Source organism: Bacteroides caecimuris (assembly GCF_001688725.2).
In the GTDB taxonomy this organism is placed as follows: domain Bacteria; phylum Bacteroidota; class Bacteroidia; order Bacteroidales; family Bacteroidaceae; genus Bacteroides; species Bacteroides caecimuris.
The window spans coordinates 1,853,156-1,874,296 of sequence record NZ_CP015401.2 but is presented as its reverse complement, the minus strand read 5'-3'; the positions used below and the strand labels follow the sequence as shown (position 1 = coordinate 1,874,296).

Here is a 21,141-nt window from a genome sequence, read left to right as displayed (position 1 = left end):
CTGTCTTTTTATTTCCCTCTGTTTACACTCTCGTTGTCATCTTCGCCGTTTCCGTTGCCGCCCGATTGCGAGCCACGCACCGCAAGGCGTGATTCCTGCCACCGGCTCATGGCATTGCGGACAATGCCGCCCTTATGCAGGGTACGGTTGTCCGTTGCGTTCAGCAGTGTGCTTGTTGCCGTTGCGTTCTGACGCTTGGCGAGGTAGCTCACTAAAATCTCGTTCTGCCGTGCCACATCCTCGTAGATGCGCAGATACTCCTTCTTTCGCTGGGCGTTTGGCATATAGGCGTCTTTCGTGGCGTTGATGGCGCACTGATAGACGTGGTAGTATTCCGTCCACCGTTCCTTGTCGGCCGGAGTACCGCCGGACAGGAGAATACGGTCGATGTTGCGCCGGAACCGGTCCATCTGTCTGCTGACCTTATCGCCCTCGGCAAGCCACGCGATGTCCGCCTGCCGGTCGGCAACGTTCAACGCCTCGACCTTCGCCCGCTTGACCAAAGCCGAATCAATGGCTTCCGCTTCGTCCACCTGGTTGTAGAGATTGATACCGGCAAGTGTGCGGAACGAGAGCTTGTTTTTGGCCGCCGCCGACTTCTTGTATTTGTTGTGCAGCACGGAATAATAGAGGTCGGGCGAGAGTGCGCCCGTACCGGTTTCCATGACCGTTACCTGATTCTGCTTCGGCGAATCATGGTTGTACGTTACATACTGTGCGTGTACGGCTGTCGTTACGGTGACCGCCACTGCCATGAGTAATAGTTTTCTGTTCATATTCTTCTCTTTTTGTCGTTAATAATCCAGTCTTCCGGCTCCGCGCCAACGCCCGAAGGCGTCATCGAGAATCTCCCGCATGGTGCGGGAGCGATATACCTTTGCTTTCCAATAGCCGATGCGCACTTGAATGTACCGCCATGTCTCGAAATAGGCCCGGTTCAGATGCCGCTCGATGTTGTCCAATGAGCGGTTGATGGCCTCCAACACCATCAGCAGGTCGGAGGTCGAGCAGGCTGCCGCTCCGGTGGCATACAGCACGAGGTCGCTCACGGACTTGTAGAGCTGTTCCCCCTCACGGGCAATCGCCCTCAGCCCCCTCGCATTGATGGAGATAATCAGGGTATCTGCGGATTCGATGCGTCCACGTTTCAAGATCTTCGCATTGAAATCCTCCAACAACGATTTATAGTCGCCGATACGGTCGCTGACCGATGTATAGGTATTCTTGACGTTCAACACCGTGCGCAACGACTGGTACATGACGTCGATGGCATCGAACGCACGGGTGTATTTGTCAAGGTCAATATTCAACTCTTTATAGTCCCCAATTTCTTTACAGCTGTACTCGTGCAACAGCTTGTTGCTGTGCTCCAAGGTGCTACGAGCCAACAGCAGGCTGCGCTGCTTCTTGTGGTCGTTGATGTAGGCTTCGACGGAGACTATATCGAAAGTCCACTGCGCCTTGGCGATACCGGGCAGCAGGGCGAACAGCACGACGGCAATCTGTATGGTACGTTTCATGGCCGTACCTCCTTTCTGCTATTCCTGCTGTTGCCGCTCCGAAGCGTCCGTGCATTCTCCACCCAGCGGTCATGGCATTCCTCCACGAGTGTCAGCCTACGGCCTTCGTCCGTGTCCAGTCCGGGCTGCACATCCTTCATCACGTCAAGGATGCTCCGCTTGTAGTGCATCATCTTTTCCAGCGATACCAAGTCGGCATATATCTTGGTGATTCTGCTGTCCACCTCTCGCGCTATCTCAAGGCGGTCGCTTGACCACAGCAGATGGTACACGTCGCCTGATGGCGTTTCTTCCGTCGGTGCGCTGCGGGCGTATTCCGTCGTGATTTTACAGGACGGATGTTCACGGGCGATTTCGGCTATCCGGTCGTTTACCAGTTTAGCCTTTTCCGCATCCGAAAGTCCCGGATCAAGGGTCAGCACGTCAGCGACGTGTGTGTCCGTATATTCCGAAGTGAGTTCCCACTTGATTTGGATAATGGTACGGTGTATTTTTATGCCGAGAAAATATTTCGGCTTGCGGGCAATGGAGACCGTAGCCCTGAATGTGATGATACCGTTGATATTCGGCATGGTCGCCTTGCGTACATACGAGTAGCCGTTCCATGCTCCGCCGTCCTGCCAAGTAAGACCGTATGCCGCCTTGCAGTCCTGCATGATGGCAGGGATGCGGTAATAGTCATCCGTCGCCACGCTGTTGTCGTCTGCGGCATCCGACTTTGCTTGGGCATAGTCGGACTGTTTCTTCTTCCATTCCGCGAGTTCTCCTTTCAGACGGTCTATCCGTGTCTTGTTCGCGTTGTACTGCTGCCGGTAATTCGCCGCATCCTCAATGCTCGCCGTACTGATTTTCTTCAGCAGGACAGCGTTCTCGTTTTCCAATGCCCCGATTTGCGCTTCAATATTGGCCGCTTGGCTGTTCGCCTCGTTCAATAGCGCGTCCAGTTCCGAAAGGTCGAGGTCGTTTTCCGTCACCGAGGTCTGCATGGCGCACTCCTTGGTGTGGGCATTCAACGAGCTGCCGCACTTGCGGCACTTGTACTGTGTCGAGCCTTGTCCGAGCGTAACCCCGTCGGAACAGGTCACGCTGATGGTCACGCTCTCGCATCCCTTCAATTTGGCTGCGTCCGTTGCTTGGTAATAGTTCCGCGCACCGGAAGATATATAATAGGTGTAGCCGTCCTCGTTCTCGTTGAACTCCGCAAGCCGGACATTCAGTTGCGCCCGAAACGTGTTCAAGTCCATCGAGTAGGAATCGAAGACTTCCTCATAGACGACCTCTTCTTTGTTCCAGTTTTTGCTCACATGGATTTCGTATGCGTATGCCTTTTTGGTCTGCTTGTTTTTCTTGCTGATGATATAGGCACTCATCCAATAGTTGATGCTGTAGCTGAACCCGTCGTTCTGGTTGTTCAACTGCTGCACGCGGTTTCTTGACCAACCGGCATATCCTTCCGAGTTGGCAAGTACCTGTTCCCGTTGCGAGGCATCAGGATAGAAATTCGGGTCGCTCGTGTTGAACCGCACCCATGCGCCCCCGTTCAGGATGCTGTTGTCGTCCGTCGGAGGATAGTAGTCGCACAGCGATACGCTCCCTTGGTCACGCCGGGCAATGTACCACCGCTGCGTGTAATAGTTCCCCATCGCTTCGTCCAGGTAGTCGGTCATCCATGCCGTGAGGTTGTAGTTGCTGAAGTTGAACAGACCGGCCACGTTGTCCGGACCACCCACCATGTCAATCAGCAAGCCGCTGATGTCATGTTCCGCCTGCTCGAATAGACTCCCGTAGTGTTCATACAGGTTGCCGATTTCTTCAACCTTTCCACCCAGCAGGTCATGGAACGAGCTGCTTTGCAACAGGGCGTCACCAAGATTGGCAATGCCTGCCGTTGCAAGGCCGACCCCCGTGTTATAAAGGTTGTCGAGGTCGCTTTTCAGGTTCTCGTGGGTGAAGTTGCCCGGTATGCGGGCGAAGTTGTCCATCATCCGCTGCCAGTCGATGTTTCCCGTTTCGGAGAGTTTCAGCAAGGGGGCAATTTCCGGATTGATTTCGAGAAAGGCGATGTCCGAAAAGGTCAGCGTGCTGTTGGTCACCACGCTCTCGAACTGCATACACAGACTTTTGGTATCATCGCAGACTTTCATCAGGTAACTGCCCCAATAGATAGCCGTTTGCGGCGAATGGAGCATCTGCTTCGCCACCACCCATATCTTGGGCATGATTTTCTCCGCCACCATCCGGTAGATGCGCCGGTAGTAGTAGTTTTCCGTACGGCTGTTCCAGATGCCGAGGTCGCTCAGGGCTTTATGCTCCAAGAACTTGGCCGCGAATATCCCGGCGGTAGCGACCTCCGCTGCCGTGTAGTGCTTGAGGACGTCATCGACCTGCTCCCGGTAGTACCCTTCGGCGACCGCTTCCGTACCGAAGGCAGCCACCATCGCCGCAACGGTACGGGTGTCGTAGTTCACGCTGTAATACTGGGCGTGAACCGTCTGGCAGAGTGTGACCGAGGCGATGGTCAGGATAAGGAGTAGTCGTTTCATGGCTGCAATGTTTATTTGGATTCATGCACGGGACGGAGGTTGAGCACACGCCCCGTCTCGTTTACTTTTTGTGCAAAAGGCAGGGCCTTCCCGATACCGCTGGCATCCCAGTCCCGGCAATATGCCTCGATAGCTTCCTGATGGCTGCACCGAAGTTCCTTCTTGTAAAGCTTCAGTGCCTCCTTTTCCGCCCGTTCGGTCGTGTAGGTCATGTAGCACTCGTGCGGCTCTTCCACGCCGTACACGCCGCTGGTCGTCCCCCGACGGATAAACACTTCGCGGAAGAAGCTGCGCCCATCCTTGTTCTCCAAGCGGTTGATGGTAAATATCTTCTTGCAATCCACCTCGGTCAGACCAAGAATCTTTCGGATTTCGTCAAAGCGTTCCTTGAACTTGCTCTGGTCAAGCAGCATCACCACGTCCGAGTTGTTGATGATGGCCTCCTTCACGATTTCGCTGCCGATGATGTCCTGTATCTCCTGCGTCACCACGCCGACAGAAGCCCAAAACTTACGGGCGGTCTTGTACATGAACTTGATGTATTCCGCCATGAGCGGGCTGGCAATGGCCTTCCACGCCTCTTCGATGACAAGGACTTTACGGGTCTTCTTGATGCGCATTTTCTGCAGGAACACGTCCATGATAATCAGTGTGACAATGGGAAACAGTTTCTTGTTTTCCTTGATTGCATCCACTTCAAAGACGATGAATGTCTCGTCAAACAGTGCCGAATCCACATTCTCATTGAGAATCTTCTCATATGCGCCTCCCTTGTAGAACGGCTGCAGCATGGTCGAATAGGTCGAGTAGCTGATTGTCGTGATGTCATTTTCGGTGCAGATCTGCTCCAGACGGTCGAATGAGTAGTCAAAGAATGAGTTGAAGTTCAGTTCCGACACTTTGAGAGCCGCCCGCCGTGCCTCAAGCACCTCTATCTGTTTGCGCACCATCTCATCCACCTCTCTGGGTGGTTTGTTTGGGTTCTTTCGGCTGGCCGCCGCAAACAGGTTTTTCAGCAGTACCTCCCGTTGCTCGTCGGTGTATCTTGTAAATCCGTTGAAATAGGCATCATAGTAGTCTATGATTATCTGCTCGACAATGCGGAACTCGATTTCGGGAATCTGGCTGTCCGACCCTTTCCAAATCATCAGGATAAGGTTCTTGAGGAAGTCTATCTTCTCGATATTGTATTCCTCCCGGTTGATGCGAAACGGATTCATCGTAATAGGCCGTTCCTCGGTATAGGAGATATACTTGCCGCCCAGATACTCGCACAGTCCCTCGTATGAGTTCCCCGTATCGACCATCACCACATCCGTTCCCTGCTCATGGAGCTGGCGCACGACCGAGTTCATATGAAAACTCTTGCCGCTGCCCGAAGGCCCCAAACAGAAAAAATTGGAATTATCAGTCAGTTTATTCTTTCCCTCTTTTCCCGTGATGTCGATAGCCACCGGCACGCCCTGACGGTCGGTGTAGTAAATCTTCAGCGGCGTTTCCTCGCTGTGCAGCACACGCTCCTTGTACATCAGGCACATCGCCGCATCGGAAAGGGTCAGGAAACGGTCGTATTCCTCATTGAGCGTGTAGCAGTTGCCCGGAAACGAACCGACGAACAGTTCCAGTTGGTTGTATGCCCGCTTGCTGATATGGATACCCATACGCCCGAAAGCGTTTTCCAAGTGGTTCGTACACTTTTGCAGGTCTGCACCGGCAGACACGGCCACCACCATGTTGAAGTGTGTATATACCAGTTGCTTGCTCTCACGGGCGATGACTTCCTGCACACGCTTGATGTCCTCGACCGCCATCTGGTTGTTCGGATTGGGAATGCTCGCGTGGCGGTTCTTCTTTTTGTCGAGCAGCGACAGCTCACGCTTCTGGTTGGGCAGGAAGATGATTTGGTTATAGACCACCGTCTCGGCGTTCGGGATGCTGTCCACCACCGACACCAAATCGACGGGCATTTCCGTGTTGTTGACCTCGATATTCGTGTACGGACGTATCTGTGAGGGCAGTGCGGCACAGTCCACGTCCACAAGGCTGTACACCTTGCAGCGTTTGTCGCCCATCGACACGGTTTCATCGTCCGCCTTGAAGTTCGTCATCGACACGGTGCGGTCTTTGAAGTTCATGGCGAAGTAACGATCGACGTACTCGCTCGCTTCGGCTTTGTTCAGGAATCTGGCCTGTACGCCGCCGTCACGTAACTGGTCGTGTACTTTACGGATTTTCACAAGGAAGTCGCGCCACTTTTTGCTATCGAACGAGAACAGACGGCTTTTCTTCGCCTCTTGCGTGATGGTCAGGTAGCAAAGGCTGTCCGTGTAAGGACGTCCCTTGAAATAACGAAAATAGGATGAAGACAGGAACTCCTGACCGTCAGTCGGTTCGCTCGCAAACTGTTTCCTGACGAAGATGTCCTGCTTGTGGATGGCGTACCCTTCGCCCAACGTCTGCGCAAGGGCGGTGAACAAGTGTGTGAAGTCGTAGTAACTGTCAATGTCCGCCGAATATTTCTGTACCGGATTCTCTATCTTAAGTACGGCGGAATATTCGCCGGTCTTGGTGTACAGCACACCCACACCGTCCGTTTCCTCCGCCGAGAAATAGATGTCCTGAAAGATTCGCTTGCGCTTGCCGCCCGTACCGAACGCATAGACCGACAAGGCCATACCCGCGCACAAAGCGACAAAACATAAAATGATGTATAGGGTCATTTCGATATACGTGTAATTAAATAGGGGCAGGTTCGCCTTGCTTCAAGACAAACCCGCCCGCGTTCAACAATCAATAAAGCCATGCACATTGCCGTGATGGTTTTTCTTTCGTCAGATCTTGCGCGAGTGGGCATACACATACACACCCGGAACGACCTTCTTGCTATGCAGTCCTTTCCGCTGTTTGAGGAGGATGAGCACGATACCGGCCGATACGACGGCTGCCAGCACGACAAGCCCGGCAATGAAACCGAGCAGGCAGTAGGCGGCGACAAAGCCGACAATGGCTCCGCACGTCGTCACCGCCGCCCAATATATATACCGGCCTTGGATGCCCAAAAACTCAAGAGGCCGTTGCAGTCCCTTGAACAGCGGGTAGTCCGGATAGCGTTCGTCCTTGCCTTTCATACTTATCCTTGATGTTTAAGCGGCAATACCGAAGAACAGAGGCAACGCCTTGGCCGCCGCAATGAGGAAGATACAGGCTCCCACGACCATCATGATCTTCTTCTTGACGTCCTGCTCCTCGTTGTTCATGGCGATATATACCGAGATTGCACCCACGATGGCCACAACGCCGGCAATGGCGTAGCACAATTTCACCATAATAGGCACATACTTGGCAATCTCCTCCGCGACAGTGGATAATGCGCTCGTACCGGCGGAATAGTCGCCTGCGGAGTTCTGCGCTTTCGCCACCATGCCGGACAGCAGCATGAAGGAGAACATCATTACTTTGGTAGGGATTCCGTTGACGAATCCGAATGCCTTGCGGCACAGTTGTTTGGTTTTCTGAAACATACGTTTACTTTTTTAGTGAATACTTTATTTGTCTGCGACCTGATACAAGTAAGGTTATATGCGGTAGCCGAAGAAAACCGGGAAAACATAGAATGCCCCGATCAGGAACAGGCACGCACCTACAAGCGTCATTATCGACTTGGTGATGCCGTCCTCGCCCGTGTTCATCTTGATGTATATCTGACAGACGGACACGATGACGTAAACTCCGGCGATAGCGCAACAGATATACTGGACATAGAGCATCATCGTCACCACGAAGTCGTGCATCGTGGCCAACGCATCCGCTCCCCAGCTATAGTTCACGCTGCCGCTTTTGGCAAAAGTCGTGTAGGGGAACGGGAGGCACAGCGCACATAGAATCTTTTTAGCTTTCGACATCTCACAACCGGTCTTGAATTGGGTTCCACTTTATTTCCGGTCGGTTGTCTAACCGTCCCTTGGAAATCATAGCCTTGTACATCTCCTCCGACGTGCGTGCGTCCGACAGGTAAGGCGTGGTCTCTTCCATCTGTTCCTCCGCCTCGGCCTTCAGCCGTTCCAGTTTCTCCTGCGCCGTTCCCGGTTTGTCCTTGACATCCTCAAGGGATGTTTCGGAAGAGGTAGCCGTACTTTCCGTCTCGTAGTTCTCGCTACCGATACTGAAGCCGGTCTCGCTTTCCGTGACAGCCACACTCTCTTCCTCTTCCGGTGCGCCGAGGTCGAAAACTTCCTCGTTCGGTTTGTCCGTCCCCTTTTTCCCGTAGATGTCATGCGCTATGATGACGGCGTAGTAAATGATGTAGGCAACCGTCAGGACGATGGCAAAAATGAAATATGAGTTCATGTATTTAGTATGAATATTAAAATTTGTATTAGTATGATTTTGCAAAGAAACGCACGAAATATAAAACCATAAAATAATTGAGCATTAAACATCTATTTCGTTAATGAGATTTATGTAATTTCCAAAAATCGAACTATTAAATCGTACTATATTGCAGTCTCTATGGAGGGAAATGGAGAAATCGGGGCATAAAAAAAGCTCTCGTGGTGGAGAGCTTTAGGTGGCAAAGGAGAACACTGAATATCAGCGTTTCTTTCCGCGCAGGTAATCGTTCAGGTCTTTGTATTCCGCATAGTGGCAGGATTCATCGCTGACACGTCCATCATACATCCCGGCAATGGTCTCTGTGGTTCTCTGCCCGGCAAGGTCATTGTCGAGATAACAGTGGATGACCGAATATTCCTGTAAACGTGCCAGCGTCTTTTTCAAGTTGTTTACCGAGTTCATCACGAGGTAGTCGCATGGCATGGCAAGACAGACCGTTCGGTCGCCTGCCAGTTTCAGTGTCATATAGGAAAGGAAATCCATGAAGCCCTCGAAAACACAGACATTTTCCTGTGTCTCTTCTGTCAGATGTCTTATCAATGAGATGTCCTTGTTGTTCAGGCATCCCTTGTAATAGGCGTTGCGCACCTCGTAACCACCGGAGGTATTGCCGAATGCGAGAGCGAAATAATGACGGCCTCGCAGTTCATAATGCACCTCCTTGCAATACATACGGCCGATGTCCGCGTCGATAAGCCGGGATTGGAGGTAAGAGAACAGGGCGTGATGGCGGAGTGGAATCACGATCACGTCTTTCATTTCAGCCTCCACCGGTCGGGGTGGAGCGGTCGGCATACGGGTTCTCGGTAGTGATGCGCCATTCACAAGCCTCTCGATATACGCCAGTGCCTCGCTCACGCAGTCCGTCCGGCAAATGTATTTTGCCAGTTCCACCAGGTCGCCGCCGGTCGCCTCGCCGAAATCGTACCATTCATTGATTCGGTCATTCACCTTGAACGACGGGGTACGCTCGTTCCGTAACGGTGAGAAGTACCAGTATTGTTCCGATTTTATATGCTGTGCATGGTGGCCGAGCTGTGCCAGAAAATCCACGATGCGTACTTGTTTTGCTTCTGCTATGGTCATCTATTTTTCTTTCACTTGATTTCAAAAAAAGGTTTAGTTTAGTTTTTCCCCTATATATATAAATACTAAAGTAAACTAAATGATATAAGCCCGCGCACGACTTCATTCTTCATCAAAAAGCATGGCCTCGGTAGGCGTCATGTCGTAATAGAACAACTTGTCCCGTTTGATGATGAGCTTGAGGTTGTCTATCAGGTATTGCATCAGTTTTATCATGACACTCCGGCCGCGTTTGAACCCGATTGCCTCGTAGGAGACCATCAGGCTCTGCAGCAGGTTGTCGAATCCCCGGATGGGCTTTTCCCCGAATGCGGCAGAGAGAGCTTCGCGGTGCTGTTCGATGCTCAGTTCCGTAAACCCCGTTCTTGCCTTGGGCTTCGGGGGCTCGCCAAACGAGTGTACTTCCGCAATGACGGGCAGTCCTGTTTCATTGATGGTAAATGCAAACGGCTTGAACTCTTTTTCCCGGATATGGAGCGCATGGACTTCGCTGATGCCGGGATTCTCGTTACTCTTGCTGATGACCAGCACGGTCTCCGCCTTGTTGCTCATCTCCGTTCCGATATGTCCGCGCACGTTGTTGTCCCCTTTGTTCAAATGAAGCACACAGTGGATGTGCAGGTCGTATCTCGAAGACCATTCCATCATCCGGTTGATGACTTCCACCGATTCACCGGCATTATTGATGTCGAGCATCAGGTCGCGAATGCCGTCGATGATGACCAGTCCGTAGCCTTTCTGTTGGCGCAGCGCATAGTCGATGACCTCGATACGCACCGACGGCGAATATTCACGCAGGCAGAAAAAATCGAGATTCTCCGGATCGGTCGTCGTGGGCAACCCGGCCAGCCGCAATATACGCTCCAATACCGAGCGGCAATGGAAACGGCTCTGTTCCGTATCGACGTACAGAATACGCTGTTTGCCTTCGGGCAGATGTGCACGGTAGTTCAATACTTGTTTCCCCGCCAATGATGCGGCGACAAGCGCAGAGACGTTGAACGTCTTTTTCGATTTCGCCTTGCCAGTCGATGCACTGAAATTGCCGAGCGTGGCAATCGTTGAGTTATCTATCCAGATGATTTGCGGAGGGGTCTCATAAATGTCCGTCGCCTTGATTTGCGAGGCATGGAGGATGTCCGACAGGCGGTGTTCATCCATCCCCATGCTGGTTGTGCGGTCAATCCTTCTTTCGTTTTCCATAGCGTCTCTTGTTAAGGAACGGTTCTGTGGCGGCGGCTTCCGTCACCCTGCGCACTGCCTCGTTCATGGTAGGTTCATAATTCTGCAACAGCCATTCGTCCAATTCCTCCTTGGCGAAATAAACCATTTTACCGCGCGGTTTGTAGTGCGGTATCTCCTTGCTCGATGTGAGCTTGTACAGCATACTTTCAGAAACCCCGATATACATGCAGGCTTCCTGAAATGTGAAAACTCTCTTGGTCGTGAAGATGGTATTTTCCAGCAGCGTAATACGCTCCAAGAGACTTTCGACCGGTTCCAATTTCTTCAGTACCGATTCGATGGCGGCGAGCCGTCCGCTCATCCGCTCCATGAATGTCATTCTATTCGGCATAATAACACAGTTTGATTTTTGACAATGGAGATGAAACCTCCGTTATGCAGCGCGCTAACGGAGGTCAAAGGTATGTCCTGTAAACGAAGATGCCGTGATTTGGGGAATGATACTATGCACGTGTCATTGTAACTCTCATGCTTTTACCTTTCACATACTTCGCTTCTTGTCACTTTCTGTCATTCTTTCAGCCGATCAATGACCTTTCGGATGCTGTATGCGACCGATGTCATGTTGTTCTTGATGGATGACAGCGCGGAAGACAGGGTTGACACCGAAACGGAGCGTGTCCCGTCCTTGGACTGCAGGAATGCGCCCTTGCCGAGAACATTCTGCCACCGAGATTGGATGAACGAGTTTTCAAGAAGCGCATCGAACAGGATTACCACACGGCGGATATTGTTCACGCGGATGGAAAAGCCCTTCTTGCAGGCGAAGAGAGCCTCCATGTCTTCAATGCGTACAGAAACACAGAACAGATGATAAGTATTGGCGCAAGCCACTATACTTTTCATCTGTTCCGGGGTAAAATTACAACCAAAAGAAAGAGAGAGAGCCGCAGGTCGGTTGATACGGGGCGGACCAAGCGAAGACAACGATTCCGAGGTGTCATACATCCGTTTCAACTTCATGCACTCATTAAACGTGAAATCCGGTGCGGCAAAGCAGGGCTGGACGGAACTGGCGCACTCGGTCAGCAGCCCCTTGACAATGTGGATGTTCATTTCGTGGCAGTTCCGGCAGGCCGCATGGTCACAGTCTATGTACCGGTGTCCGTTTACGAAATCGTCCACATAGCGGTGGTACTGTTTACCACCCAACACAACATCGTGGAGATAAACTGTTTTTGCTTCGGTAAGCAGGGCGAAAAGTTCATTCGCCACATCCTTGTCCGCAGCGAAGTGCTGCAGGTGTTGGCTCCCTCCAAAAAGAGAGAAGGCCGTCTTCAGGTCTTTTCATGTCGATTTACCTTTTTGAGTTTATAATATGTGATGGAAGCATTAACTTCGGTTGCATTTACAACCGGAGAAATGCCGTAAATATATGTTTGTAAATTAGACATGGACCACAGAATGCCTTCAATTAGTGAAACAAACCGTTTACAAGATTCACAGCCTCGTCCTTTTTCTTATTGATAATCTTGGCATACACCTGTGTCATTTTCACATCGGCATGGCCGAGCAGCTTCGAGACAGTATATAAGTCCGCTCCGAGCGTCAGCATCATGGTGGCAAACGTATGGCGACTGGTGTGGTAGGAGAACCGCTTGGAGATTCCGGCTGCTTTCGCCCAAGGTTTGAGCTGCATTCTGATTGTATTGGCGGACGGCAGGTCGAACACATTATCTTCTGATGATTTGCCCCCACGTTCCGGCATCCACTTCAACGCTTCAGGAGAGAGGGGCAGGTAAATAGGCTCTTTGGTCTTTTTCATGGACACGGCCAAACGGTACTGTCCCCTGTCAACGAACACGTCATTCCATTTCAGCTTGATTATATCGCTGATGCGTAATCCGCAAAAGCAGGAGAACAGATATGCGCATTTTACAATCTCGTATTCCTCGTGGGGCATAGGAGTGTCAATCAACGCCTGTACCTCTTCGATGGTCATGTACGACCGCATACTCTCCGGCTTGCGGATTTTCTCCGACTTCTCAAGTTCGTTGAAAGGGTTGGCCTTCATCTTTTTCTTCCTGACGGCAGAGTTCAACGCACCGTTCAACGCACGGTAATAATTGTGAAGCGTGTAGTTCGATATGTCCTTGCCTTTCGGATGATATTCCGTCAGCAGATAAGTGATGTAGCCACGACAAAAGTCCCCGTCAATCTGATCCAGTGTGACCATTTCTCCGGCATAGTCTTTCAGTATGCGCATGGCAATCTTGATTTGACTGCCATCTTTCTTACCGGCACTCTCTTGAGCCTCCATATAAACCTGCATCCAATCCAGCAGGAAAGTCTTGTCCTTACGGAATACAATCCCGGCCTCATTACTGGTCAGTTCGATAATACGCTTCGACTTGATGGCATTGGCGGCGTCCATTGTCGTCTGATTCTGCCTGCGGGAGTTGCTATCCGTTTCCGGGATAATATACATCTTGAGGTATTCATATGTCCGCTTTCCGTCGCGGTATATATCCAGATACAGGCTCTTGCTGCCATTGCTCAGCGACTTCATCCGAAGACGAATTGGCTCTTTGACTTTTGTATGATTCTTAACTCGTGCCATAGGGATTCCTTTCTCATTTTTTCTACTGCAAATATACGAATAAGTATCGAATTTGAGAAACAAATGAGAAACAAAATTGCACCAAACAAGAGCCAATCTACTGAAAGTACTGAAAACAACCGAAAATAAAAATAAGATTATAAAACTTTGATTTACAGGATATTTGTTATCAATTTATTGGATGTTGTTTTCATTCTATACATATAATGCGTAAATCTGAGAAATTTCAAACGTAGTACAAGGATTTGCATAGTGGTTCTCACGCTATAGCGTGGGCTGCTATATCCATATCTGTACTACAAGGTTTTCTCAGGACCTCTAACTTAAGACGTGGCATTTGCAGTTCCGCGCTTTTTTGTTATATTTTGAATGTCTTTTTAGGAACTGAAAAAGACACAAATTATTAGTATATGGGATTATTGGATTTATTCAGAAAAAAAACTCAATTTGAAATTTTTAGAGATGAGATTGAAAGAACGTACAAAAATGCAGTAATGACAGCTATAAAACAATGTGGAGGAAATGAACTTATAGCAGGCGTGTTAGTAAAATCCGCAATAGCTTCAACTTATGACATGTTAAAACGGGATAAAAATCTACTTTCAGCTAGCGGATTGACAAATATTGAATATGAACTATTAATGGAAAACATTTGTAAGAAGATGTTAGATACATATTTGAAATCTTATTAGAAACAATACATTAACATTAATAGTATTATGGGAATCTTTATAATAATTGCTATCATCTTGATTATTGTTCTCGTTGTAAAAAAAGGCAAGGAGAAAACAATAAATCCCCCAAATGTGAATGTAGTAGATAATCCTTTAGCAGAAATGTATAGTGGTTTAACAAGAGAGCAAAAGTATTCTATTTTAAATTTACTATCTTCTTTTCAAGAATTGGCTCGTGGAAATAGTCGGAATTACATAGAAGCTAATAAAATAGTCTCTATTACACGAAATTCACTAAATGTCACTTCGGATCAGGCAGATAGTTATTTTCACACGCATGGACAAGCTGACGGACTCATGGAACAACTATATTCTATTTCTGATACAGTAATTATAGATTCACTCCTTTATCAATGTTTTGGTCTTGTAATGCTAGCAAGAGATGAAGGACAGAAATATATTGGAGGAGAACTACTGATCGAAACATTTGAAAAACTTGGTTATACAGAAAACGATATTGTAAATACAATAGAAAAAATAAATGCAATGAACAAAATGTTTAGTTAATTATGATAACAAGGATTTTTATACAAGTAATAGCAATATGTGTTGTCGGTTGGTTATTATGTGATATTCACCCTGCTGAATCATATTGTTGGTATTCGGGAATTTGGCATGGAATATTCTTGCCAATCAATTTTGTCAGAAGCTTAATATTTGATGACGTATTGTATAAAGCCGTCGTTCATACTACTGCATATTCGGTATTCTATTGGATATTTGGAATTTCCTCTGTTTTATCTTTTATTTTTGGAGGTAATAAAAGATGATAAAGTACTGTTACATACTATTGGCAATCGCTTTGCTGATATGTTTAATGCCTATGCCATACGGCTATTATATTTTGATAAGATATATATCAGCTATTGCATTTGGAGTTATGGCTTATGACTATTATTATCAAAAACAAAAAAAAATGTACATTATAACTCTTAGCTTAGCCTTGTTGTTTCAGCCCCTGATAAAGCTTCCATTGGGACGTGATATTTGGAATTTTGTAGATATTGTTACTGCCATTTTTTTGATTTACTTGTTTTTGTCGAAAAAACAAGTTTAACGCTTTTGCTTCTTTTCTACTATTTAATATCGATTTTTAAAAACTGAGCTGGTAAATAGTGCATCTATTTACCAGCTCAGTTTTTACGCAATTAGAATTCCAACTTTAAAAGCATAAATAAAACACCCAACTTTACACATTATTGAATGTAAAATTGGGTGTTTTATTATAACAAATTGATAATCAATATTTGTTGCGGTGCGTACGGGACTCGAACCCGTGACCCCATGCGTGACAGGCATGTATTCTAACCAACTGAACTAACGCACCAAAACATCCACTAAAGCATCTCTCTCGATTGCGGATGCAAAGGTAGATATTTTTTTGAAACCTGCAATAGCTTCAGTATCTTTTTCATTGAAAAATCGGGAACAGTCGCAAAGAAAAGCAAAGTTTAGCTTAAAAATAAGCAGGTCAGCATCTTAGTAGCAAAGCGGAAAGAAACAGCCATAGGCAAAAAAAGCCCCGAAAAGTAGGGTTAAGCCATAGTTCAGGTACTAAGTCATTACCTAATCCATGACACCCTACTATAACGGTAACAAGTTCTGTTTCACTATTTTGCGTAATCCTTCATAACTCGTGGTAACGGGAAAGTAATTACCTTTACAAACGAATATTTAGAGTTATGAAAACAAAGAGAAGCACCTTTAAAGTCCTGTTCTACGTGAAGAGAACAGCAGTGAGAGTAAGCGACGGAAAAGCCCCTGTAATGGCACGTATCACCATTGACGGCGATATTGCCACGTTCAGCGCAAAGCTGTTCGTCACCCCTTCCTTGTGGAACGCCGAAGCCGGAAAAGTAAGCGGCAAGTCCGCCGAAGCCTTGGAGATCAACCCGCAGTTGGAAGAGATCAAAGCCCGCATCAACAACCACTACTACCAGATACTCCGGGCGGACGATTTTGTCACTTCCGAGAAGGTGCGCAATGCCTTTTTAGGCATCGGCGTGATGGAGAACTGCATCCTAAAAGACTTCCAGACCATGAACAGGGAATTTGGCGAAATGGTGGAAAAGAAACTCCGTGCGAAGTCCACCTATAACAAATACCTGACCGTTTACAAGCACCTCGAAGCCTTCATGTGGGAGAAGAGGAAGCGTACCGATATGGCTTACAAGGAACTGACGAAAGACTTCATAGACGATTTCGACAGCTACCTGCGGAACGAAAAGGGATTGAGCGCAAATACCCTCTGGATTTACACCATGCCCATACTCAGCCTGACCGACAAGGCTTGGCGCAGGGGAATTATCCGCACCGATCCGTTCAGCGAGTACAGCCTCGAAATGCAGGAAACCGACCGGGGCTACCTCACGGAAGAAGAACTGAAACTGATAGCCAATACCGTGTTTGTGGATAAACAGACCAACCTCGTCCGTGATATGTTCCTTTTCGGCTGCTTTACCGGATTGAGTTACATAGATATAAAGACACTCACCTATGACAAGATCCAGCGTATGGATTTCGACGGCGAAGAATGGATTATCACCCGCAGGACAAAGACCAAGGTATCGAGCAACGTCCCCCTGATGGAGATTGCCAAAGAACTGATCGAACGCTACAAGGGGCTTGCGGAAGATGATTACGTGTTTCCCATGCCGGGCAACGGCACTTGTAACGACTACCTTAAAAAGATAGCCGCCGTTTGCAAAATCAACAAGGAAGTCACCTTCCACCTTTCGAGGCATACCTTCGCTACGACGGTCTATCTCTGTAACGGCGGTACGATTGAGGCACTTTCAAAGATACTCGGTCACAAGCATATCAGCACCACCCAAATATACGCCGAAGTGACTAACAAGATGGTAAGCTCCGATTTCCGTTCGATCTCCGGCAACCTCGCAGCCATGCAGAAGAAAGTCCTTGACAAGACACAAAAGAAGGTCAAAAAGCAGGCAGTCGCCATGCGTGAAACCGCCTGAATCCCATCCGGCAAGGCAAAATACGGCAAAGGCAGGAACTCCCCGGTGGAACTCCTGCCTTTGCTGCATTTACCCATGCACCGCACCCAAAAGTTAAGTAGAGCTTTTCCTTCGTTTGCTCTTTTGCTTCATCTGCACATAGTTCTCTTCCAACATACGCAGCAAGTCCGATTGTCTGTACAGCGTTTTGCCCGGCAGCGAAATGAACGGGATAATCCGTTGCGCCCGGTAATCCTGCAAGGTGCGGGTAGTGATATGCAATATCCTGCATACCTCTTCCCCCGTCAGGTACACCTCGCCGTTCATCACCGGGTGAAAGTTCGCCGTTACGTTATCCACGTACTTCGTGCCCCGTTCCAGAGCCTCGAAATACGCCTTTACCTCTTCCATGTCCTTTGTAATCACTTCCATCTTATTCTTCCTCTACCTGTTCCTTGCTCATTGCCGTTAAGAACGCTTCCACATCTTCCAGCCTGTAATACAACTTATGGTTTATCTGGCTGTATGCCAGCCTTCCGCTGTCACGGTACGTCTGTAATGTCCGTTTGCTCACGTTGAGTTTCTCGCACACGTCCGCATTATCCAGCCAGTTCATCTTTTCCGGCGGTCTGTACCGTGAACACAACTGTTGTAAATGCTCGCTGAACCGATTGAACTTCTCTTTCATCTCTTCAAAGGTCTTTTTCTCAATAGTCACTATTTCCATATCCGATAATTTACTGTTTCCCGCAAATATACAGACTGTTACGGATGCCCCGGTGCGTTTATGTACCGCTTGTCCGTGTTTTGCTCCACGCTTGTAGCTTTGTCGTGTCCGAAGTGGTGCAAAACGAAGCAAAGGGCAACATATTTTCTTGCAGCCTGCATATTTTCCCCGCTGTTTATTTGCAGGTTCGCAAGGAATCCATTCCTTTGCAAATGAACAAACACGTTTAACTATGGAACGCCCTATATTTGTAGCCCAATACACCTTTCTTGCCATTCCCGAAACTTTCGAGGAAGAAAACCGCATTTTATGCAAGGTCGCCCTTCGGTGCGAGTACGTGATCCGTTTCGAGGACGACGGCAAATTCTATTTCCTGCTCGAAACCCGTTCCGATTACGAACAGCAGTTTGCATCTTACGGATGGCATATCGTCAATCAGACCTGTTTCAACGAGAGGCTGACTATCGGCATGGGCTTGTACGAAAGCGGGCATCTGGCAGGCTTCATGTACTATTTGAAGTCCGGCAGCGAGGACGAAGCCCGTTTCTGGAACAACGTTCTCATCTTTACCTTCCTGAACGATTTCCGCAAAGCCTTTTACCCGTTGGATAACCGTTTTCAGGGCTTTTTCCGTCTGGACGGCAGCCTGTGCCTTTACCTGTATGATTATTGCCCCGTCCGGCGCAACGACAAGATCACCTTTGAGGGCAAGAAGATTTCCAACCTTATTTTCAAATTCAAGTCCGGGCACAAAACCGACCTCACCGTCAAGCTCTTTTCCATTGCTATCAGCCGAATCCGTGCCATTCAGGAGAACAAGCACCGTGCCGTACTCGTTCCTATTCCCGCATCCACCCGTGAGAAGAACCGCATCCGTTACGAAGAGTTTTGCCGGAAACTATCGGCGGACATCGGAATAGCCGACGGCTACGGGGCTATCACCCTTGCCGCCGACCGTCCTCAACTCAAAGGCACACACGGGCAGGACAAGACCGCAAACCTGCAATTTCATCCCGAATATTTCAAGGACAAATGCGTTCTGTTAATTGATGATCTACTGACAACTGGCGAAGGATTCATACAAACGAAGCGCAAACTGATCGAACACGGAGCAAAGTTTGTAATCGGTCTGTTCCTTGCCAAGACCATCGCTTTTGAGGACGAACAGAAATAGCTATTCTATTTTTGCAGTAATTTCATCTATTAGGTTCGTGATTTTCTCAATAGAATACTTTTCTATAAATCTTTTGTTTGCCGCTTCTATCTTTAATTTCCGGTTGATTAATTTTAGTTGCGGTAAATCTAATTGACAACATTTACTCAAGTATTCTATTTCATTGCCGGAAGAGGTAAATTTATAACGGAATAATAAAAAATGCAGGAAAGTATTTCGTGATTCATTTGATAATCCCAAAATACTATTCGAAACTTTATCCGCATCAGCCTCTTGAAATATCGAAGTATCTCTATAAAGTATCTGTCTAACCGGAAGCATGTCGTTAAGTGCCAAACTCAAACGTTCGCAAGTCTCATCCGTTAAATTTTCCAACATAACAGACACTTTATTGGGACATTTTTCAAATCTTTGCTCAAACAGTTTCTCAAAATACGCAATCAACTTATTCAAAATTTTGTAAGAGCCGACATTATTATGGTTTCTTCCTATACCTGAATGTACTTTTGATTTGCAATTCAATAGATCCTCAATGCCGCTAATTCCTTCCATCAGCCTGTTTATAGAATGTTTACCTTGGGTTATAATGTCCTTTTCAGATACGGAAACAAGATTATCATTAGATAAGACAGAAAGAACTGATATAATGATAAAGAGTTCTCTCAAATCCGTGCTTTTATCTGCTAAATAATATCGTATCGTTTCATCGTAATATTTTTCATATTCTTCATTATCTAATCTCCAATAGTCATATAGGTACTCCCAACTTTTCAAACTGGTATTTTCAGCAGCAAAATATTGTTGCAGGTAAGTTGTATCAAAATATCCACTTTCCAAGTAACAAACAATTTCATTGACAAGAAAATCACTAAAAATATCCAGCTTTCTACCTATTTCAATAAAACGGTATTTGGATAAAATATTTTCACGTTCTTCATCTATTTCCCTATCAGTAAACATTTTGGATAAGCTATTGAATAAATGTCCAATCTGGGTATTTCCACTTTTATATTCACAATAAACAGCGACAAAATTTGCCAATAATGATGTTATGATAAGTTTATATTTAGGAGATTTATGATAATGTTCGGGTAACGCCATAACTATTCTATGATAGTCGTTCAAGCATTGACGGAGCACTCGCAAGTTATTGAATTTAGAAGCATGGAATATTTTAATTATTAACTCTTTGTTTTCCAGCAGAAGATTTCTGTTGTTGGCAGATATTTCATTGATGAAAAAATCAAGTGTTTCTTCTACATTTACTTTAATTTCGAAAGTGCGTCCGATAGTCTTCTCTTTGAAATCTTTAAACTTCAAATTACTGTCCTTATTCTCCTTTTCGGTAATTTTATCTTCATCACCAATGATGATAACTTTGCATTTACAGTGTTCTGAAAAGTAATTGATGTATCCTAACAAGGTTTCCAATTTTACATCACATCTTTCGAGGTCATCAAAAATCAAAATCTTATTCCCTTTTATCTCGGTATTGTCCTCTTTCAATAATAGAATGGAATCCAGATTATAAGTTACACTTCCTTCATTTTTTCCATTACCATCCATATCGAGATCATACTTTAGTGCGATTTTCGAAGCGACTTTTAGTATTTTCTTAGCAAACTTCATTCCTTTGCTATATAACCACGGAGAAATTTCTTTATTGATTTGTTCTGTAATCTGCTGGATATTGGTCAAACCATATAAAGAAACATAAATAGGTTGCCATTCTAACTTGTCTGCATCCTTGTTATTGCTTAACTGTTTCATCCATTGATGAATGAAGAATGTCTTACCACATCCCCAAGCTCCTCTTAGCATAATGGCATATTGTGGATTGGGTATTTTGACGTATTCATTTAAAAAGTTGATTATGTTTTTATTCATGGCTATATTAGTTACTGGTTTCAAAGTTACTGAAAAGAGCAATAAATCTGAATTAATTCAATAAAAATAATAGTTTGCTTTTCGTTCTTGTACACTAAATAAATTGTCTGTAAATTATAATGTTTTATAAAAGTCAATACTCTGTTTTTAATGTGTTTGTAGATGTTCTGGGGGGCGTTCCCTTAGACGGTCGGGCTTTTCGTTGCAAGTCCTCGCTGGGCTGTGGGCTTTACCCTTCAATCCCTAACGCTGGGTGAATATGGATTCACCCTTGTTTGAACGTCAGAGAGTACTGGCAGTCCCGGCAGTCCCTTAT

General features: G+C 47.0%; 21 protein-coding genes and 1 tRNA gene. 5 read left to right on the top strand and 17 right to left on the bottom strand.

The genetic code is table 11. From position 1 onward, the window contains the following. Positions 1 to 8: 8 nt before the first annotated feature. The 13 genes from A4V03_RS07940 to A4V03_RS07880 all read right to left on the bottom strand — a co-directional run bounded on the left by A4V03_RS07940 (position 9) and on the right by A4V03_RS07880 (position 13,346). A complete protein-coding gene (locus tag A4V03_RS07940; RefSeq protein ID WP_004320453.1) occupies positions 9 to 776 on the bottom strand; it encodes a DUF5045 domain-containing protein in 768 nt (255 codons plus the stop codon). An 18-nt stretch (positions 777 to 794) separates the two neighbouring features. Further along, positions 795 to 1,520: a hypothetical protein gene (locus tag A4V03_RS07935; protein WP_065538531.1), complete on the bottom strand. Its 726-nt coding sequence runs from the start codon at positions 1,518 to 1,520 to the stop codon at positions 795 to 797. After that, complete coding sequence (locus A4V03_RS07930; RefSeq protein WP_004320450.1) at positions 1,517 to 4,063, bottom strand: GumC domain-containing protein; 2,547 nt, start codon at positions 4,061 to 4,063, stop codon at positions 1,517 to 1,519. The genes A4V03_RS07935 and A4V03_RS07930 overlap by 4 nt, the downstream gene beginning before the upstream one ends. A gap of 11 nt (positions 4,064 to 4,074) precedes the next feature. Then, positions 4,075 to 6,783 carry a TraG/VirB4 family ATPase gene (locus A4V03_RS07925; RefSeq protein WP_004320448.1) on the bottom strand — a complete coding sequence of 903 codons (2,709 nt, stop codon included), beginning with the start codon at positions 6,781 to 6,783 and terminating at the stop codon, positions 4,075 to 4,077. Positions 6,784 to 6,894: 111 nt separating this feature from the next. Further along, positions 6,895 to 7,191 carry a DUF4133 domain-containing protein gene (locus tag A4V03_RS07920; protein WP_004320446.1) on the bottom strand — a complete coding sequence of 99 codons (297 nt, stop codon included), beginning with the start codon at positions 7,189 to 7,191 and terminating at the stop codon, positions 6,895 to 6,897. Between the two features lie 15 nt (positions 7,192 to 7,206). Continuing rightward, positions 7,207 to 7,584 carry a DUF4134 domain-containing protein gene (locus A4V03_RS07915; RefSeq protein ID WP_004320444.1) on the bottom strand — a complete coding sequence of 126 codons (378 nt, stop codon included), beginning with the start codon at positions 7,582 to 7,584 and terminating at the stop codon, positions 7,207 to 7,209. 54 nt (positions 7,585 to 7,638) lie between these two features. Beyond that, positions 7,639 to 7,965 (bottom strand): DUF4134 domain-containing protein, encoded by a 327-nt coding sequence (locus A4V03_RS07910; RefSeq protein WP_005679963.1) that lies wholly within the window; start codon positions 7,963 to 7,965, stop codon positions 7,639 to 7,641. A 1-nt stretch (position 7,966) separates the two neighbouring features. Continuing rightward, positions 7,967 to 8,410 (bottom strand): hypothetical protein, encoded by a 444-nt coding sequence (locus A4V03_RS07905; RefSeq protein ID WP_004320438.1) that lies wholly within the window; start codon positions 8,408 to 8,410, stop codon positions 7,967 to 7,969. Between the two features lie 243 nt (positions 8,411 to 8,653). Further along, on the bottom strand, positions 8,654 to 9,541 hold the full coding sequence (locus tag A4V03_RS07900) for a toprim domain-containing protein (RefSeq protein WP_004320436.1): 888 nt from the start codon (positions 9,539 to 9,541) through the stop codon (positions 8,654 to 8,656). Positions 9,542 to 9,643: 102 nt separating this feature from the next. Beyond that, positions 9,644 to 10,744 carry an AAA family ATPase gene (locus A4V03_RS07895; protein ID WP_007487638.1) on the bottom strand — a complete coding sequence of 367 codons (1,101 nt, stop codon included), beginning with the start codon at positions 10,742 to 10,744 and terminating at the stop codon, positions 9,644 to 9,646. After that, on the bottom strand, positions 10,722 to 11,096 hold the full coding sequence (locus A4V03_RS07890; protein WP_008645392.1) for a helix-turn-helix domain-containing protein: 375 nt from the start codon (positions 11,094 to 11,096) through the stop codon (positions 10,722 to 10,724). The genes A4V03_RS07895 and A4V03_RS07890 overlap by 23 nt, the downstream gene beginning before the upstream one ends. A gap of 200 nt (positions 11,097 to 11,296) precedes the next feature. Beyond that, complete coding sequence (locus A4V03_RS07885; protein WP_065538530.1) at positions 11,297 to 12,001, bottom strand: hypothetical protein; 705 nt, start codon at positions 11,999 to 12,001, stop codon at positions 11,297 to 11,299. A gap of 199 nt (positions 12,002 to 12,200) precedes the next feature. Continuing rightward, positions 12,201 to 13,346 (bottom strand): site-specific integrase, encoded by a 1,146-nt coding sequence (locus tag A4V03_RS07880; RefSeq protein WP_004320429.1) that lies wholly within the window; start codon positions 13,344 to 13,346, stop codon positions 12,201 to 12,203. 410 nt (positions 13,347 to 13,756) lie between these two features. Here A4V03_RS07880 and A4V03_RS07875 point away from each other — a divergent pair, with 410 nt between their 5' ends. The 3 genes from A4V03_RS07875 to A4V03_RS21535 all read left to right on the top strand — a co-directional run bounded on the left by A4V03_RS07875 (position 13,757) and on the right by A4V03_RS21535 (position 15,137). Beyond that, complete coding sequence (locus tag A4V03_RS07875) at positions 13,757 to 14,038, top strand: hypothetical protein (protein ID WP_065538529.1); 282 nt, start codon at positions 13,757 to 13,759, stop codon at positions 14,036 to 14,038. Positions 14,039 to 14,065: 27 nt separating this feature from the next. Continuing rightward, positions 14,066 to 14,587 (top strand): hypothetical protein, encoded by a 522-nt coding sequence (locus A4V03_RS07870; RefSeq protein ID WP_065538528.1) that lies wholly within the window; start codon positions 14,066 to 14,068, stop codon positions 14,585 to 14,587. Positions 14,588 to 14,846: 259 nt separating this feature from the next. After that, positions 14,847 to 15,137, top strand: a complete 291-nt coding sequence (locus tag A4V03_RS21535; protein WP_065538527.1) for a DUF6804 family protein — start codon at positions 14,847 to 14,849, stop codon at positions 15,135 to 15,137. 196 nt (positions 15,138 to 15,333) lie between these two features. Here A4V03_RS21535 and A4V03_RS07860 read toward each other — a convergent pair. Then, positions 15,334 to 15,407, bottom strand: a tRNA-Asp gene (locus A4V03_RS07860). Positions 15,408 to 15,762: 355 nt separating this feature from the next. On the opposite strand from A4V03_RS07860, the gene A4V03_RS07855 reads away from it, so the two are divergent. Beyond that, the gene (locus A4V03_RS07855) at positions 15,763 to 17,058 is read left to right on the top strand and encodes a site-specific integrase (RefSeq protein WP_065538526.1); all 1,296 of its coding nucleotides are present in this window, start codon (positions 15,763 to 15,765) and stop codon (positions 17,056 to 17,058) included. A 93-nt stretch (positions 17,059 to 17,151) separates the two neighbouring features. Here A4V03_RS07855 and A4V03_RS07850 read toward each other — a convergent pair whose 3' ends face one another. Both A4V03_RS07850 and A4V03_RS07845 read right to left on the bottom strand, forming a co-directional pair. Next, positions 17,152 to 17,469: a helix-turn-helix domain-containing protein gene (locus A4V03_RS07850; RefSeq protein WP_065538525.1), complete on the bottom strand. Its 318-nt coding sequence runs from the start codon at positions 17,467 to 17,469 to the stop codon at positions 17,152 to 17,154. A 1-nt stretch (position 17,470) separates the two neighbouring features. After that, positions 17,471 to 17,764, bottom strand: a complete 294-nt coding sequence (locus tag A4V03_RS07845) for a helix-turn-helix domain-containing protein (protein ID WP_065538524.1) — start codon at positions 17,762 to 17,764, stop codon at positions 17,471 to 17,473. Between the two features lie 232 nt (positions 17,765 to 17,996). Between A4V03_RS07845 and A4V03_RS07840 the strand changes: the two genes are divergently transcribed. Beyond that, the gene (locus tag A4V03_RS07840) at positions 17,997 to 18,938 is read left to right on the top strand and encodes a ComF family protein (RefSeq protein WP_225550381.1); all 942 of its coding nucleotides are present in this window, start codon (positions 17,997 to 17,999) and stop codon (positions 18,936 to 18,938) included. On the opposite strand, the gene A4V03_RS07835 is transcribed toward A4V03_RS07840, so the two are convergent. Then, complete coding sequence (locus tag A4V03_RS07835) at positions 18,939 to 20,825, bottom strand: P-loop NTPase fold protein (RefSeq protein ID WP_065538523.1); 1,887 nt, start codon at positions 20,823 to 20,825, stop codon at positions 18,939 to 18,941. Positions 20,826 to 21,141: the final 316 nt, after the last annotated feature.

Coding starts and splice junctions, on each gene's coding strand:
- A4V03_RS07940 (WP_004320453.1), bottom strand. CDS start 776: ATGAACAGAAAACTATTACTCATGGCAGTGGCGGTCACCGTAACGACA.
- A4V03_RS07935 (WP_065538531.1), bottom strand. CDS start 1,520: ATGAAACGTACCATACAGATTGCCGTCGTGCTGTTCGCCCTGCTGCCC.
- A4V03_RS07930 (WP_004320450.1), bottom strand. CDS start 4,063: ATGAAACGACTACTCCTTATCCTGACCATCGCCTCGGTCACACTCTGC.
- A4V03_RS07925 (WP_004320448.1), bottom strand. CDS start 6,783: ATGACCCTATACATCATTTTATGTTTTGTCGCTTTGTGCGCGGGTATG.
- A4V03_RS07920 (WP_004320446.1), bottom strand. CDS start 7,191: ATGAAAGGCAAGGACGAACGCTATCCGGACTACCCGCTGTTCAAGGGA.
- A4V03_RS07915 (WP_004320444.1), bottom strand. CDS start 7,584: ATGTTTCAGAAAACCAAACAACTGTGCCGCAAGGCATTCGGATTCGTC.
- A4V03_RS07910 (WP_005679963.1), bottom strand. CDS start 7,965: ATGTCGAAAGCTAAAAAGATTCTATGTGCGCTGTGCCTCCCGTTCCCC.
- A4V03_RS07905 (WP_004320438.1), bottom strand. CDS start 8,410: ATGAACTCATATTTCATTTTTGCCATCGTCCTGACGGTTGCCTACATC.
- A4V03_RS07900 (WP_004320436.1), bottom strand. CDS start 9,541: ATGACCATAGCAGAAGCAAAACAAGTACGCATCGTGGATTTTCTGGCA.
- A4V03_RS07895 (WP_007487638.1), bottom strand. CDS start 10,744: ATGGAAAACGAAAGAAGGATTGACCGCACAACCAGCATGGGGATGGAT.
- A4V03_RS07890 (WP_008645392.1), bottom strand. CDS start 11,096: ATGGAGCGGATGAGCGGACGGCTCGCCGCCATCGAATCGGTACTGAAG.
- A4V03_RS07880 (WP_004320429.1), bottom strand. CDS start 13,346: ATGGCACGAGTTAAGAATCATACAAAAGTCAAAGAGCCAATTCGTCTT.
- A4V03_RS07875 (WP_065538529.1), top strand. CDS start 13,757: ATGGGATTATTGGATTTATTCAGAAAAAAAACTCAATTTGAAATTTTT.
- A4V03_RS07870 (WP_065538528.1), top strand. CDS start 14,066: ATGGGAATCTTTATAATAATTGCTATCATCTTGATTATTGTTCTCGTT.
- A4V03_RS21535 (WP_065538527.1), top strand. CDS start 14,847: ATGATAAAGTACTGTTACATACTATTGGCAATCGCTTTGCTGATATGT.
- A4V03_RS07855 (WP_065538526.1), top strand. CDS start 15,763: ATGAAAACAAAGAGAAGCACCTTTAAAGTCCTGTTCTACGTGAAGAGA.
- A4V03_RS07850 (WP_065538525.1), bottom strand. CDS start 17,469: ATGGAAGTGATTACAAAGGACATGGAAGAGGTAAAGGCGTATTTCGAG.
- A4V03_RS07845 (WP_065538524.1), bottom strand. CDS start 17,764: ATGGAAATAGTGACTATTGAGAAAAAGACCTTTGAAGAGATGAAAGAG.
- A4V03_RS07840 (WP_225550381.1), top strand. CDS start 17,997: ATGGAACGCCCTATATTTGTAGCCCAATACACCTTTCTTGCCATTCCC.
- A4V03_RS07835 (WP_065538523.1), bottom strand. CDS start 20,825: ATGAATAAAAACATAATCAACTTTTTAAATGAATACGTCAAAATACCC.